At 59.6% G+C, this 14,612-nt stretch carries 11 protein-coding genes; 8 read left to right on the top strand and 3 right to left on the bottom strand.

Translation table 11 applies throughout. From position 1 onward, the window contains the following. Positions 1-61 precede the first annotated feature (61 nt). A complete protein-coding gene (locus AF70_RS20465) occupies positions 62-559 on the bottom strand; it encodes a BCAM0308 family protein (protein ID WP_028939741.1) in 498 nt (165 codons plus the stop codon). Between the two features lie 298 nt (positions 560-857). On the opposite strand from AF70_RS20465, the gene groL reads away from it, so the two are divergent. From groL to AF70_RS20480, 3 genes are all read left to right on the top strand, one after another. Beyond that, positions 858-2,474: a chaperonin GroEL gene (gene groL, locus AF70_RS20470; protein WP_028939742.1), complete on the top strand. Its 1,617-nt coding sequence runs from the start codon at positions 858-860 to the stop codon at positions 2,472-2,474. A gap of 146 nt (positions 2,475-2,620) precedes the next feature. Further along, positions 2,621-4,447 (top strand): ATP-dependent zinc metalloprotease FtsH, encoded by a 1,827-nt coding sequence (ftsH, locus tag AF70_RS20475; RefSeq protein ID WP_028939743.1) that lies wholly within the window; start codon positions 2,621-2,623, stop codon positions 4,445-4,447. Positions 4,448-4,502: 55 nt separating this feature from the next. Then, positions 4,503-4,928: a potassium channel family protein gene (locus tag AF70_RS20480; RefSeq protein ID WP_019582039.1), complete on the top strand. Its 426-nt coding sequence runs from the start codon at positions 4,503-4,505 to the stop codon at positions 4,926-4,928. Positions 4,929-4,944: 16 nt separating this feature from the next. Here AF70_RS20480 and AF70_RS20485 read toward each other — a convergent pair whose 3' ends face one another. Further along, positions 4,945-7,326: a phosphoketolase gene (locus AF70_RS20485; RefSeq protein WP_028939744.1), complete on the bottom strand. Its 2,382-nt coding sequence runs from the start codon at positions 7,324-7,326 to the stop codon at positions 4,945-4,947. A 215-nt stretch (positions 7,327-7,541) separates the two neighbouring features. On the opposite strand from AF70_RS20485, the gene fnr reads away from it, so the two are divergent. From fnr to AF70_RS20500, 3 genes are all read left to right on the top strand, one after another. Then, positions 7,542-8,288, top strand: a complete 747-nt coding sequence (fnr, locus tag AF70_RS20490; protein ID WP_018928212.1) for a fumarate/nitrate reduction transcriptional regulator Fnr — start codon at positions 7,542-7,544, stop codon at positions 8,286-8,288. A gap of 34 nt (positions 8,289-8,322) precedes the next feature. Next, positions 8,323-9,306 (top strand): zinc-dependent alcohol dehydrogenase family protein, encoded by a 984-nt coding sequence (locus AF70_RS20495; protein WP_028939745.1) that lies wholly within the window; start codon positions 8,323-8,325, stop codon positions 9,304-9,306. A 171-nt stretch (positions 9,307-9,477) separates the two neighbouring features. Continuing rightward, positions 9,478-11,292, top strand: a complete 1,815-nt coding sequence (locus AF70_RS20500; RefSeq protein ID WP_028939746.1) for a DAHL domain-containing protein — start codon at positions 9,478-9,480, stop codon at positions 11,290-11,292. Between the two features lie 152 nt (positions 11,293-11,444). On the opposite strand, the gene AF70_RS20505 is transcribed toward AF70_RS20500, so the two are convergent. Then, a complete protein-coding gene (locus tag AF70_RS20505; RefSeq protein WP_019582034.1) occupies positions 11,445-12,263 on the bottom strand; it encodes an aldo/keto reductase in 819 nt (272 codons plus the stop codon). A 256-nt stretch (positions 12,264-12,519) separates the two neighbouring features. Here AF70_RS20505 and AF70_RS20510 point away from each other — a divergent pair, with 256 nt between their 5' ends. Together AF70_RS20510 and AF70_RS20515 are read left to right on the top strand one after the other, a co-directional pair. After that, a complete protein-coding gene (locus tag AF70_RS20510) occupies positions 12,520-13,308 on the top strand; it encodes an alpha/beta hydrolase (protein WP_026331911.1) in 789 nt (262 codons plus the stop codon). 290 nt (positions 13,309-13,598) lie between these two features. Then, on the top strand, positions 13,599-14,576 hold the full coding sequence (locus AF70_RS20515; protein ID WP_028939747.1) for an NAD-dependent epimerase: 978 nt from the start codon (positions 13,599-13,601) through the stop codon (positions 14,574-14,576). Positions 14,577-14,612 lie beyond the last annotated feature (36 nt).

Here is a 14,612-nt window from a genome sequence, read left to right on the forward strand (position 1 = left end):
ACGATCCCGACCTCCTGTCACTTGTTCAAGTTCGTAGCGTCGAGTACACCCTCGCCCGGTTCTACTCGTCACGCGTCCAGTCGATGTTCACCCCGAACTCATCATCGCTGTACTGATAATCGGCGTGCCCTTTGAAGGCCGCTTTCAGTGCATGACCCAGGCGGTTCGCGAGATGGATGCCCGTGGTGGTTACAACCAGCGCGCCTTCGGAGTCGGCCAGGCTGATGATGCGCTCCAGGGCATGCTCCGCTTTTTCGTTTTTCTCGGTGTTTTCGATCAGGTTGATGATCTCGCTTCGATGCGCGGCCAAGAAGCTGCCCGATAGCGTGAGCGTACCCGCCGGCTTGTTGTCATTGGTACGCTGACAGGCTGGACAGGTCACTGATTGCGCATCATGAACCACCGTGTTTTCAGGAACTTTCCAGGTCCAGTTACCTGCCTGGTAAGCGGCCCCACACTGCGGGCAGACGGCAGAGCCTTCGATTTTCGGCAAGCAATAAGGATCATGGGCCGGTGTTTTGAACAGCTGGTTTTTCTGACTCTGCTGAAACTTGTCCATGGTCTTTCCTCGCAAATGAGTTGGCTAAAAATCCCACGCGAACCGTGTTTTCAAATCGCCCCCCCTTCCCGTCCGGTCCACTGAAAACACGGTGGATTTGAAGATTTCATTTGGGCCCGGTTTGCTGCGGCGCAGGTTGATATTTGTCAATTCGGGCCAACAACCGACGGTCGATCATCCGAACGGTACGTACTGCGACTGCACGCCTGCCTATGTGACTTTGTTGATAAAAATCAACGCTGCACCTGCCATTTCATAGAAGCTGAAACAATGCAGAACTCTTCAGGAGAACAACCTGATGGCTCACACTAAAATCCTGTTTCGTGCTGGCGCTCGCGAGAAAATCCTCAGCGGAGCCACACAATTGGCGGACGCTGTCCGGGTGACTCTGGGACCGAAATCGAAATCGGTGTTGATCCAGAATAAATGGGGCAATCCGACGGTCTGCAACGATGGCGTGACAATTGCCAAACGGATCGACCTGCTGGACCCCGAGGAGAATCTGGGTGCGCAAATGCTGCGTCAGGCGGCGGAACGCACCGGCGAGGCCGTGGGGGACGGGACCAGCACATCGACGGTCCTGGCCCATGCAATCCTGGCTGACGGCATCCGCAACGTCGTCGCCGGTGCCAGTGCGATCGACCTCAAGCGCGGTATGGACCGGGGGCTTTCTCTGGTCATGCAATCACTGCTGGCGCAATCGCGCCCGGTCAGCACGCCCAAGGAAAAGGCCCAAGTGGCCACGCTTTCGGCCCATAACGACGCGGTCATCGGTCAACTGGTGGCCGACGCTCTGGAAAAGGTCGGCATTGAAGGCGTGGTCAGTGTCGAAGAGTCCAAGACCACCGAAACAGTGGTCGAGGTCATGGAAGGGATGCGTCTGGATCGTGGATATGTCTCGCCCTACTTCGTGACCGATACCGAGAAGATGCAGGCCGAACTCGACGATGCCTACCTGCTGCTCTGTGACCATAAGATCGGGGTGCTCAAAGACCTGCTGCCATTGCTGGAACTGATTGCCAAAAGTGGCCAGCCACTGGTCCTGATCGCCGACGACATAGAGGGTGAAGCGTTGACCACGCTGGTGGTCAACCAGATTAGGGGGGTATTGCGCGCAGTGGCGATCAAGGCGCCAGGCTTCGGTGATCGACGCAAGGAAATGCTTCAGGACATTGCCGTTCTGACCGGCGCAACCGTGATCTCCAATGAGCTGGGGATCAACCTCGAACAGGTGGAATTGAGCCAGTTGGGCCGGGCTCATCGCGTCGTGGTGCAAAAAGACAGCACCGCGCTGATTGGCGGCGCAGGTGCACGCGAGGCTATCGAGGCGCGCCTGCAACAGATCCGCGTGCAAATGGACAACACCACCAGCGATTACGACCGGGAAAAACTGCAGGAACGCCTGGCCAGGCTGTCTGGCGGCGTGGCGGTGATCCGCGTCGGCGCGCCTTCCGAAGCGGAAATGAAATCGCGCAAGGATGCACTCGACGACGCGATTTCCGCGACCCGGGCGGCGATCGCCGAAGGCATTGTTCCGGGGGGCGGTCTGGCCCTGCTCAAAGCCGTGCCGATGATTGCAGCCGAAGAAGCCAACCATGAGGGCGATGTCAAAACCGGCCTGCAGATTCTGCGCCGGGCTCTGGAAGCACCGGCCAGGTTCATCGCTGAAAACTCGGCGGTGGATGCCGGCGTGGTCATTGCCCGGATGCTCGCCGAACCGGGCAACGTGGGCTTCGATGCGGCAACCAATTGTTATGTGGACATGTACGAAGCCGGCATCATCGACCCGACCAAAGTGGTACGCATTGCCCTGGAAAATGCCGTGTCGGTCGCCAGTGTCCTGCTGCTCACCGAGGCGACCATGACGGATATTCCAGAAAAGGAATCGCCTGCCCAGCCACCGTTTCCTGAATGACCGGCACGAGGTGAGGTGATCCAGACCTGAGGTCTCTGTGCACATCATCCGGCGCCCTGCGCGAGGGAGAAGCTGAAGCAGGCTATCTTTATAAAACGGGTTGGCCGCGGGCTTACCGATATGCGTTCCCACTCTGAGCCAAGGCCATGAAAAAGAACGACCAGTGGAACCTGTCCTACTTGGCGATCGCTTTTATCGTCATGGGCCTCATGCAGGTCTTCTTTGTCGAGCGCCAGGCCGTGCAGCCCCTGCCCTACAGCCAGTTCATGCAATTGTTGAACGAGCAAAAAGTCAGTGACTTGCAGATCGACAAGGACCGGATCAGCGGCAAATTGGTGGAGCCCATCGACGGACGCGACCGGTTCTCCACGGTGCGGGTCGATCCGTCGCTGGCGACCGAACTCTCCCAATCGGGCGTCGGCTTTACCGGAGTCAACGAAAACACCTTTATGAACAGCCTGTTGGGCTGGTTGTTGCCGTTCATAATGATCATGGTGTTCTGGCATTTCCTGTTTCGCGGGATGGCGGACAAACAAGGCCTTGGCGGGTTGATGAATGTCGGCAAGTCGCGGGCCAGGATCTTTGTCGAACGCGACACCGGAGTGACCTTCGCCGATGTCGCGGGCATTGACGAAGCCAAGGCCGAACTGGTGGAAATCGTCTCGTTCCTCAAGGACAAGGCCCGATACGCACGCCTGGGCGCGCACATTCCCAAGGGCACCTTGCTGGTCGGCCCGCCAGGCACCGGCAAGACACTGGTGGCCAAAGCCATCGCCGGTGAAGCCGGTGTGCCGTTTTTCTCGATTTCGGGGTCCGAATTTGTCGAAATGTTCGTCGGGGTCGGTGCGGCCAGGGTCCGTGACCTGTTCGAACAGGCCCGCCAGGCGTCGCCCTGCATCATCTTCATTGATGAACTCGATGCGCTGGGCAAGATGCGTGGCGTCGGCGTGTTAGGCGGCAATGACGAAAAAGAACAGACCCTGAACCAGTTACTGGCCGAACTGGACGGCTTCGATCCGCGTGAGGGCGTGGTATTGCTGGCTGCGACCAACCGGCCGGAGGTCCTTGATCCGGCGTTGTTGCGCGCCGGGCGCTTCGACCGGCAGATTCTGATCGACCGCCCCGATCGCAGAGGCCGGGAAGCGATCCTCAAGGTTCACCTCAAGAAAATCACCGTGGAACCAGGGCTCGATGGCGCACGTATCGCCGAAATCACCACCGGTTTCACCGGCGCCGACCTGGCCAACCTGGTGAACGAAGCGGCCATCGTCGCCACCCGCCGCGGCGCCGATGCCGTCAACCTGAATGACTTCACGGCCGCGGTAGAACGCCTTATCGCAGGGCTCGAACGCAAGAGCAACCTGCTCGATCCCGACGAGCGCCGGGTGGTGGCCTATCACGAGATGGGGCATGCCCTGGCCGCGAGCAGCCTGCCAGCCATGGACCCGGTGCATAAAGTGTCGATCGTGCCCCGGGCCATCGGCTCGCTGGGCTATACCTTGCAGCGACCGACCGAGGATCACTTCCTGATCAGTTGCCAGACACTCAAGGACCGGATTGTCGTGCTGATGGCCGGACGCGCCGCCGAGGACCTTGTCTACGGCCAGATCTCCACCGGAGCCGCCGACGATCTGGGCCGCGCGACCGATATCGCCCGGCAATTGATCACCCGCTTCGGCATGAGCCCTGAGCTCGGCCAGTCGGTGCTGGAAAAGCAAACCCCAACGTACCTGGGAGATCGCATGGCCACGATGGGCGAAAAGGATTATTCGGAACAGACCGCCCGGGAAATCGACCTGGGTATTCGCGCTCTGCTCGATGAAGCCTACCAGCGGGCCAAGGCGCTGCTTCAGAGTCGTCGGGCCGACTTGGATGAGGGTGCCCGTCTGTTGCTGGAAAAGGAAACCCTCACGCCCGAGGAGTTCCCGCCGCTGATGCCACTCAAGCCCACCCCGGCATTACCCGCACCGTGACGCACCGATCAATCGCCCGGATACGGCGCCCTGCCCCCATCGCTGAAGGATCATCATGTTCGCAGTCACGCTGATCAACACGTTGGTGGTGGTCATCACGGTGGTGATCCACTACGAATGCCTGCTGCGTCTGAACGATTGGCTGCCCAGGCTCAAACTCTGGAGCCGCTTCCGGATCGTCGTCGGGGTATTCGGCGCGATGGCGGCCCATGCGTTAGAGGTCTGGTGTTTCGCGCTGGTCTATTACCTGCTGATCCGCTCCAGCGAATGGGGCAGCCTGAGCGGCAATTTCGATGGTTCGTTCATGGACTGCGTGTACTTTTCCTTCACCACGTTCACGACCATCGGTTTCGGCGACATTTCACCCATGGGAAACCTCAAGTACCTGACCGGGTTGGAGGCACTGACAGGGCTGGTGCTGATTTCCTGGACCGCTTCGTTCCTGTTTCTGGAGATGCAGAAGTACTGGAAGAGCAAATAGCGCCGGGCGCCGTCCATCAGCCCTGATTGCCCGGCGCAGGCGTCCATTGCCACTCCATCACTTCGGGCATGTCCTGCCCGTGTTCGATGAGGTAAAGCTTGTGTTTCTCCATCGTCGCCCAGTAACGCGCCCGGGCGGTCTGGAGTTGATCGTGCAGCCGGGGCACGCGCTCGATGACATCCAGGGCCAACTGATACCGATCCAGATTATTGAGCACTGCCATGTCGAACGGCGTGGTGGTCGCCCCCTCGTCCTTGAAGCCGCGAACATGGAAGTTTTCATGATTGGTGCGCTTGTACAGCAGCCGGTGGATCAGCGCGGGGTAGCCGTGGAAGGCAAAGATCACCGGCCGGTCGACGGTAAACAATTCATCGAAGGCGCTGTCGGGCAAACCGTGGGGATGGTGGTACGACGGCTGCAGGACCATCAGGTCGACGACATTGACCACCCGCACCCGCAGATCCGGCACGTATTCGCGCAGCAAAGTGACCGCCGCCAGGGTTTCCAGGGTCGGAACGTCGCCGGCACAGGCCATCACCACGTCCGGATCGCTGTCATCGCGGCAGGCCCAGTCCCAGCGTCCGATACCGGCCTGGCAATGACGAATGGCGGCATCGATGTCCAGCCACTGCCACTCCGGTTGCTTGCCGGCCACGATCACGTTGATGTAGTTGCGGCTCCTGAGGCAGTGATCGGCCACTGACAGCAGGCAATTGGCATCGGGCGGCAGGTAGATCCGCACCACGTCCGCCGTTTTGTTCGCCACCAGGTCGATGAACCCCGGGTCCTGATGGGAAAAACCGTTGTGGTCCTGGCGCCAGACATGGGAGGTGAGCACATAGTTGAGCGAGGCCACGGGTTTGCGCCATGGCACTTCGGCGGCGGTTTTCAGCCATTTGGCATGCTGGTTGAACATCGAGTCGACGATGTGGATGAACGCCTCGTAACAGGAAAACACCCCATGCCGGCCGGTCAGCAAATAACCTTCGAGCCAGCCTTCGCACACCTGTTCGCTCAGAATCTCCATCACCCGGCCATCGGCCGACAGATTGACGTCATCAGGCCCCAGCGGCTCCATCCACGCCTTGGCACTGACTTCATACACCGCATCCAGCCGGTTCGAGGCGGTTTCATCCGGGCCGAACAGGCGAAAATTGCTCGACGTCAGGTTGCATTTCATCACGTCGCGCAAAAACCGGCCCAGCACCCGCGTGGCCTCTGCCCGCAGGCCACCGGGCGCCTCGACGTTCACCGCGTACTGGGTGAACCGTGGCAGATCCAGCGCGCGCAACAGCAGCCCACCGTTGGCGTGGGGGTTGGCGCTCATTCGCCGATGGCCGGTCGGCGCCAACGCCGCGATCTCGGGCAACAGGGTGCCATTGGCGTCAAACAATTCGTCGGGGCGGTAGCTGCGGAGCCATTCCTCCAGTTGCCGCAGATGCTGCGGCTGCTGGAAGTCGGCCAAGGGCACTTGATGCGCCCGCCAGGTGCCTTCGACCCGCTGGCCATCGACGAATGTCGGCCCCGTCCAGCCCTTGGGCGTGCGCAAGATCAGCATCGGCCACAGGGGCCGCTCCAGCGTCCGGGACGACGATCGTTGACGCGCGCCCCGCTGAATGTCGCGAATCTCCTGCACGATGGTGTCCAGCGTTCTGGCCAGGGTTTGATGAACCTCTGCCGGGTCATCGCCTTCGACGAAATATGGGTCGTAGCCATAGCCGTACATCAACGCCGACAACTCCTCCTCGCTGATGCTGGAGAGCACCGTCGGGTTGGCGATTTTGTATCCGTTCAAATGCAGAATCGGCAACACCGCCCCGTCACGCGCCGGGTTGAGAAACTTGTTGGAATGCCAACTGGCCGCCAGCGCCCCGGTTTCCGCCTCGCCGTCGCCAATCACACACGCCACGATCAGGTCCGGGTTGTCGAACGCAGCGCCATAGGCATGGGCCAGGCTGTAGCCCAGCTCGCCGCCTTCATGGATCGACCCCGGAATCTGCGCCGACACATGGCTGGAAATGCCATAGGGCCAGGAAAACTGCCGAAACAGTCGGGCCAGGCCATTGGTATTGCGCCCCACCGACGGGTAGAGCTCGGTGTACGTGCCTTCCAGGTAGGTCTGGGCCACGATGGCCGGCCCGCCATGCCCGGGGCCGGCGATGAAGATCATGTTCAGGTCGTGGGCCGTGATCAGGCGATTGAGGTGCGTATAGATCAGGTTCAACCCCGGCGTCGTGCCCCAGTGCCCCAGTAACCGTGGCTTTACATCCGCCAGTGTCAGCGGCACCGCCATCAGCGGATTGTCCTTGAGGTAGATCTGCCCGACCGCCAGGTAATTGGACGCCCGCCAGTAGGCATCCAGCCCTTCCAGCTGCTCGGCACTCAGAAAATCGCTCATGACGTCCTCCGCCAGGGCCTCGGTAAACCGGGAGACATGCGTCGATTCTGGGTGTCTGCACGGCCTAAGACTTGATTTACATCAACCTTGCGTGACCCGTCCCGGTTCAACAGGGGATAAACCTTTTCCCGCTCGTCGATTGCACCTGGTTAAACACCTGATTGAAATGCCGATCCGAACTATGCTCTAGGCTCCTGTCAGGGGGAATTATTGCGATGCCTGAAACTCGGCCGTATCAACATCATTATCTGAAAGCCGCGTGTGCCAATTGCAGCGTTCTGGAGTTGTGTCTGCCGATTGGCTTGAGCAGCCACGAAGTCGAACGGCTGGATACCCTGATCATTCAGCGTGTAAAGGTTAAAAAAGGTGCAGCCCTGTACCGGGCCGGCGATCCGTTGCGCTCGCTCTACGCGGTGCGGATCGGCTCATTCAAGACCAGCATGCTGTCGGTCGATGGCCGCGAGCAGGTCACCGGGTTTCAGATCCCCGGCGAGATGCTCGGTCTGGACGCTATCAGCGACGATCATCACACCTGCAGTGCCTTTGCCCTGGAGGACAGCGAAGTCTGCCCCTTCAACTTCGCCCAACTGGAGAAACTCGCCCTGGAGCTGCCCTCGTTGCAGCACAACATGAACAAGATCCTGAGCCGGGAAATCGTCCGGGAGCACAACCTGCTGATGATGATGGGCAACATGAACTCCGATGAACGCCTGGCCGCCTTCCTGCTGAACCTGTCGCAACGGCTGAGCATTCGGGGGTACTCGTCCCGAGACTTTGTGCTGAAGATGCGTCGCGAAGAGATCGGCTCCTATCTGGGCCTGCGTCTGGAAACCATTTGTCGGGGCATCGCTCATCTACGGGACTCGGAACTGGTCGAGATTTCCGGGCGTAACGTCAAAGTGCTGAATCTGGACGGGCTCAAGCAACTGGTCGCCGGCTGCCACCGGGAATCCCCCCTGTAACGCCTTGCGGTGCATCGGCTTTTGGAGAATCGTCATGCGCGCCATGGTTCTGCATGCCCCCGGCCAGCCGCTGCAACGCGAAGAACGTCCCGTGCCGCAGCCCGGCGCGCAGCAACTGTTGATCAAGGTTTTGGCCTGTGGCGTGTGCCGCACCGACCTGCATTTAGTGGACGGTGAACTGCCGCAAGCAGTGCTGCCGCGGGTGCCGGGCCATGAAATCGTCGGTGAAGTGACAGCGGTGGGTGGCGACGTTTCGCCCGACTGGGTCGGCAAGCGCGTCGGCGTTCCCTGGCTTGGCTGGACGTGCGGTGAGTGCACGTTTTGCTGCTCGGGCCGTGAAAACCTCTGCGACCGGGCACAGTTCACCGGCTGTCATCGGGATGGCGGTTATGCCGACTACACGGTTGCCGATGCCCACTTCTGTTTCCCCCTCCCGGACGCGCTCTCGACCACCGAAGCCGCACCGCTGCTGTGTGCCGGGCTGATCGGTTTTCGCGCCTTGCAAATGGCCAAAGGTGCACGCCACCTGGGCCTCTATGGCTTCGGCGCGGCGGCGCATCTGGCGATTCAGGTGGCGCGGGGCCGGGGGCAGCAGGTGTACGCCTTCACTCGACCGGGCGACAGCGAGGGCCAGGCTTATGCCCGGACTCTGGGAGCCGTGTGGGCAGGCCCTTCAGATCAGCCACCACCGCATCCGCTCGACGCCAGCCTGATCTTCGCCCCCGTCGGTGCGCTGGTGCCGCTGGCGCTGGAGGCCAGCGTCAAGGGCGGTTGTGTGATTTGCGCCGGCATCCACATGAGCGACATCCCCAGCTTCCCCTATCGACTGTTGTGGGGCGAACGCAGCGTCCGCTCGGTGGCGAACCTGACCCGCGAAGACGGCACGGCGTTTTTTGCAGAGCTGCGTCATACGCCCGTGCACAGCGACGTCACCTGTTTTGCCCTGGACGATGCCAATCAGGCGCTGGCAAGCCTGCGGGCCGGTCAGGTCAAAGGGGCGATCGTGCTCGTCCCCTGACGCTCGCCCCTGCCGTTCGGTGTTTTTTCCGGCACCGTCCACCAACAACGCTAGGCTTACGGATGACGTGGCGATGCCTCGTCATTCTGCAGGGAGCGCAAAAAATGGAATTAATTGACCGTTGGCAGCCTCTCTCTCTCAGGACAGCCTGTATCAGGGAGGAATGCCGCCATGCAGATTTCTAATCATTACAAATGGTCTGCCTTGGCAGCCATTGCACTGACCCTCTTCAGCGTACTGATATTTTTGCTGATCAAATCCTACTCGTACGACACATCGACCTACTTCGAGTCGCGCGACTTCGTTCGTCAACTCAAGCAATACGATGCCAATTGGAACGTGAAGCTCCTGCGAGCCAAAATCGGCATGAACAACAACCTGTTGCTGGTGGCGCCGCCTGAAGCGGAAGAGCGCTGGCAACAGCTCGATAACCTCAACGCTGTCGGCCCGCTCCCGACCCTTTGGCAAACCCGACGCCAGGGTTATCTGGAGGCGGTAGAAAACAAAGCCCGGTTGGTTGAGCAATTCAAACAGCACAACACGGCCTTGCGAACAGCATTCGAGGCCCTGCCTACGCTGGAAGATGCCATTCGGGTGTTGCAGGAAGATTCCAACGACAAACTCTCGTCGGTGGATGCCCGGGCGGCCTCAGTGGTGTTCGACCTTACCTTGGACACCCTTGAATACGCCCTCTATGTCAGCAGCGAACGGGCCGAAGAAATCTCCGGGCATCTGGAATATCTGAATGAGTACATCAATCAACTGCCGCCTGAACGGCGCCCGACTTTCACTGCACTCGTAGACGCTGTGAATGCCATTGTGCGAGAGCAGCCCATCGTCAATGACCTGGTTGATCGCATCAGTGTCATTCCGGTTGCACAGCAACTGGACAGCATCAACGAGTTATTGAACGAGACACAACGGCGCACAGCCGCGACAGACCGCCAATACCACCTCTACCTGGGGATCTGCGCCGGCATCATGGCGCTGCTGTTGCTGTACCTGGCCGCCCGTCTGATTCGCAGTTATGCGCTGATCAACAAGATGAACAACCAATTGCAGACAGCGAACGAGCGGCTGGAGCAACGGGTCGAGGAACGCACCCGCGAACTGTTTGAAGCCGAGCGCGAACTGATCGACGCCGCGCGGATGGCCGGTATGGCAGAGATCGCGACCAACGTGCTGCACAACGTCGGTAATGTGTTGAATAGCGTTAACGTCTCCGCGGAATTGATCACCCGCAAATTATCGACCAGCAAAACCCTCGGCCTGGGCAAAGCGGTAAAAATGATCAATGAACATGCCGAAGACCTGGGTCAGTTCATGACGCACGATGAAAAAGGCAAACTGCTGCCCCTTTACTTCAATCAACTGGTGGATTCCATCGCGGCCGAGCAATCGAGCATCGTTGACGAGCTGGCGCAACTCACCAAGAGCATCGATCACATCAAGGATATTGTTGCCACCCAACAGGCCTATGCCGGCGCCGCCAGGCTGGTCGAGCCGTTGAATGTCGTCGATCTGTTCGAAGATGCGTTACGCATGAATTCCGGCGCCTTGAGTCGACACCATGTCACCGTCATTAAAGACTACCAGGCCACACCGACCATCATCGGCGACAAACACCGACTGCTGCTGATCCTGATAAACCTGATCAGCAATGCCAAATATGCGATGTCCAGGGTCAGCGATCATGAGCGCCGTATGACGCTGGGCGTCAGGATTATCGATAACGCAACGCTGCGCTTCAGCGTAGAGGATCAGGGCGAAGGGATCGCCGCCGAGAACATGACCCGCATCTTCAATCACGGCTTCACCACGCGCAAGGAAGGCCATGGATTCGGCCTGCACAGCTGCGCGCTCGCGGCGGTGGAAATGAACGGCCACCTTAGCGTCCATAGCGACGGCCCCGGCCAGGGAGCGGTTTTTACCCTGGAGATTCCGCTGGAGATGGCGCAGGTAATGCCGGCCGCCGTAAGCCTGTAGCAGCTGTCGAGCCTGCGAGGCTGCGTTCGGCGGCGAAGCCGTCGTCAAACCAGAGCTTGCGGTGCATCAGGCAGACCGCGTCAGTCGGACTCACGACTGCTGCGCAGCCGAACGCAGCCTCGCGCTGCTCGGCAGCTGCTACAAGGTAGCCGTCAACCCACCAGCGCAATCAATTGCTGGCGCTGCGCATCCGTGAGCATCGGTCCTCTACCTGCACCGGCGTTTTCCGTCATGTAGCGCGGGTTGCTGGTGCCGGGGATGACACAGGTCACCGCCGGATGAGCCAGCAGGAACTTGAGCGCCAGTTGCGCCCAGCTGTTGATCCCCACTTGCGCAGCCCATCCCGGTAGCGGTTTGCCTTTCAATCGAGCGATCAGGCCGCCGCCACCGAAGGGCCGATTGCAGATCACCGCCACACCGCGCTCACGACACAGCGGCAGGATTCGCTTCTCGACAGCGCGGTCGTCCAGGGCATAGTTGATCTGCAAAAAATCCATCGGTTCGGCTTTCAACACCGCCTCCACTTCGTCGTAGGCCGACGCCGTGTAATGGCTGATGCCGATGTAGCGGATGCGCCCTTCTGCCTTCCATTGACGCAAGGTCGGCAAATGGGTTTTCCAGTCCTGCAGGTTGTGAATCTGCATCAGGTCGATCCGGTCGGTCTGCAACAGCTTGAACGACTGCTCCATCTGCGCGATGCCTTCTTCGCGGCCACGGGTCCAGACCTTGGTGGCCAGGAATGCTGGCGAGCGCGGTTGATGGATCGACAGCAACTCACCGGTGGTCTGCTCGGCGCGACCGTACATGGGCGAACTGTCGATCACCTTTGCACCCTTCTCGAACAACGCATTGAGCACCGCGTGCAGTTGTTTGTAAGCGGTATCGGAAGGCGCCACATCAAAACCGCGATACGTGCCCAACCCGACGATGGGCAACGGCTCGTTGCTGGAAGGAATCGCTCGGGTCAGCATGTTCTTGCCTCATGTGTGGTGAGGGGGCTTGCCCCCGTTGGGTTGCGAAGCGGCCCCAAAACCTGCAGTCGCGGTGTATCAGGTACTCCGCATGCAACGGATTTACGACTGCTACGCAGTCGAACGGGGGCGAGCCCCCTCGCCACAGGTGCTCGCACCCACACGGGCATTGGGCGGCGCTTCTGCACAGCTGAAATTGCTGGACTACACTCTGGCGACGCTCCAGCAATAGCTGTCTCAAGGCCCGAAGCAGTCCATGCCGTCCACTAAACTTAGCCGAATGTCGCGAACCCCGGTGTCTCTCTTCGCTTTCCTTGCCGTTGCATACCTGCTGCTCTGCGTCGCGCTGTTCGTGTTTCAACGGGCCCTCATCTACTACCCGCAACCTCGCGCCATCGGCACACCCGAATCACTTCTTGCCTTGTCAGTCGCCGACGCGCAGGTGCTGGTGACCGTCAGGCCACACGACGGGCCGAAGGCGTTGATCTACTTTGGTGGCAATGCCGAGGACGTTTCCCGCAGCCTGCCCGGGTTTTCGCAGGCGTTTGCGGATCATGCGATCTACTTGCTGCATTACCGAGGTTACGGAGGCAGTACCGGGTCGCCGTCCGAGGAGGCGATTCAGCGTGATGCCATGACCTTGTTCGACTATGTCTACAACAGCCATCCCGATATTGCAGTGATCGGGCGCAGCCTGGGTTCAGGCGTTGCCGTGCGCCTGGCCAGCCAGCGACCGGCGTCGCGGCTGATCCTGATCACGCCCTACAACAGCCTTGAAGACCTCGCCGCCCGCCAGTTTCCCTGGTTCCCGGTGAAATGGCTGTTGCAGGACAAGTTCGAGTCCTGGAAATACGCCGCTCATATCACGGTCCCGACGCTGTTGGTTGCGGCCGAGCACGACGAAGTCGTACCGCGCGCAAGCACAGACCAGCTCTACACGCATTTCGCCAAGGGTGTAGCATCGCTGCAGGTCATACCGGACACGGGCCACAACTCGATCTCCGAGAGCCCCAACTACCTGCAAATGCTGGGCGCCGCGTTGTGAGCACCCTCACAGCAGCACGTTTTTAAGCAGACGGTCAGAAAAACGAAGTAAATACTTAACGTTTTTTTTACAATCCAACTGGCAGGGTATACGGCTGCGAGTTCTGCGGCTCATGATGAGCACCGCACAGGGCTTTACCAATACAATGGAGCAAGGCATGGAGCCAATGGTGGTAACAAGCCCAAAAAATATACTGATCAGCGAGTACGAGTACTTACAGGGGATTGTATTGTGATGCAAAAGCGTCCTTTGCGCAGAATCGGAATCAGTCACGCACAGGCGCAGGCCTCATGACTGTTCTGGTTACTGGCGCCGCCGGTTTCATCGGGTATCACACCGTCAAGCGTTTGTGTCAAGAAGGCCTTGAAGTCGTCGGTATCGACAATCTCAACGACTATTACAGCGTAGAACTCAAACACGCGCGGCTCAAGGAGCTGGGGTCCTTGCCGGGTTTTCGCTTCCAGGCCATGGACATCGTCGACAAACCGGCCTTGATGGCGCTGTTCGAAACTCACGCTTTTACCGAGGTTGTGCACCTGGCCGCCCAGGCGGGTGTTCGCTATTCACTGGACAACCCGGATGTTTATGCGCAGTCCAATCTGGTGGGTTTTCTGAATGTGCTGGAAGCTTGCCGGCACCATCGCCCCGCACATCTGATCTATGCCTCGAGCAGCTCGGTGTACGGCACCAACAGCAAAATGCCGTTCAGCGTCGAAGACGCCGTCGATCATCCCATTTCGCTGTACGCCGCCACCAAACGCTCCAATGAACTGCTGGCACACAGCTATTGCCATCTCTATGGCCTGAAAGCCAGCGGATTGCGCTTTTTTACCGTTTACGGACCTTGGGGGCGCCCCGACATGGCGCTGTTCAAGTTTACCGAGGCGATCATCAAAGGTTTGCCGATCGACATCTATAACCATGGCCAGATGTCGCGCGATTTCACCTATGTCGACGATATCGTCGAAAGCATCGCCCGCCTGCGCTCCAAGCCACCGGTGCCGAACGAGCCGGGCGCTGGCGTCAACCGGATTTTCAACATCGGCCGTGGCCAACCCGTGCCGCTGCTGGAGTTTGTCGACTGCCTGGAATCGGCGCTGGGCATCAAGGCCCAACGTAATTTTATGCCGCTACAGGCAGGCGATGTGGTCAAGACCTGGGCCGATATTTCGGCACTGGCCGAGTGGGTCGACTTCCGTCCTCAAGTGACGGTCGAGACCGGTGTAGCAGAATTTGTGAAGTGGTATCGCCACTTCTATCAGATATGAATCGAGCCCTTGATAAATAAAAGACCAAGGAGCAAG

This window comes from Pseudomonas sp. KD5 (assembly GCF_012932895.1).
Taxonomy (GTDB): domain Bacteria; phylum Pseudomonadota; class Gammaproteobacteria; order Pseudomonadales; family Pseudomonadaceae; genus Aquipseudomonas.

What these genes read in the sequence shown, in the direction of transcription:
- AF70_RS20465 (WP_028939741.1), bottom strand. Translation starts at nt 559, where the DNA reads ATGGACAAGTTTCAGCAGAGTCAGAAAAACCAGCTGTTCAAAACACCG.
- groL (WP_028939742.1), top strand. Translation starts at nt 858, where the DNA reads ATGGCTCACACTAAAATCCTGTTTCGTGCTGGCGCTCGCGAGAAAATC.
- ftsH (WP_028939743.1), top strand. Translation starts at nt 2,621, where the DNA reads ATGAAAAAGAACGACCAGTGGAACCTGTCCTACTTGGCGATCGCTTTT.
- AF70_RS20480 (WP_019582039.1), top strand. Translation starts at nt 4,503, where the DNA reads ATGTTCGCAGTCACGCTGATCAACACGTTGGTGGTGGTCATCACGGTG.
- AF70_RS20485 (WP_028939744.1), bottom strand. Translation starts at nt 7,326, where the DNA reads ATGAGCGATTTTCTGAGTGCCGAGCAGCTGGAAGGGCTGGATGCCTAC.
- fnr (WP_018928212.1), top strand. Translation starts at nt 7,542, where the DNA reads ATGCCTGAAACTCGGCCGTATCAACATCATTATCTGAAAGCCGCGTGT.
- AF70_RS20495 (WP_028939745.1), top strand. Translation starts at nt 8,323, where the DNA reads ATGCGCGCCATGGTTCTGCATGCCCCCGGCCAGCCGCTGCAACGCGAA.
- AF70_RS20500 (WP_028939746.1), top strand. Translation starts at nt 9,478, where the DNA reads ATGCAGATTTCTAATCATTACAAATGGTCTGCCTTGGCAGCCATTGCA.
- AF70_RS20505 (WP_019582034.1), bottom strand. Translation starts at nt 12,263, where the DNA reads ATGCTGACCCGAGCGATTCCTTCCAGCAACGAGCCGTTGCCCATCGTC.
- AF70_RS20510 (WP_026331911.1), top strand. Translation starts at nt 12,520, where the DNA reads ATGCCGTCCACTAAACTTAGCCGAATGTCGCGAACCCCGGTGTCTCTC.
- AF70_RS20515 (WP_028939747.1), top strand. Translation starts at nt 13,599, where the DNA reads ATGACTGTTCTGGTTACTGGCGCCGCCGGTTTCATCGGGTATCACACC.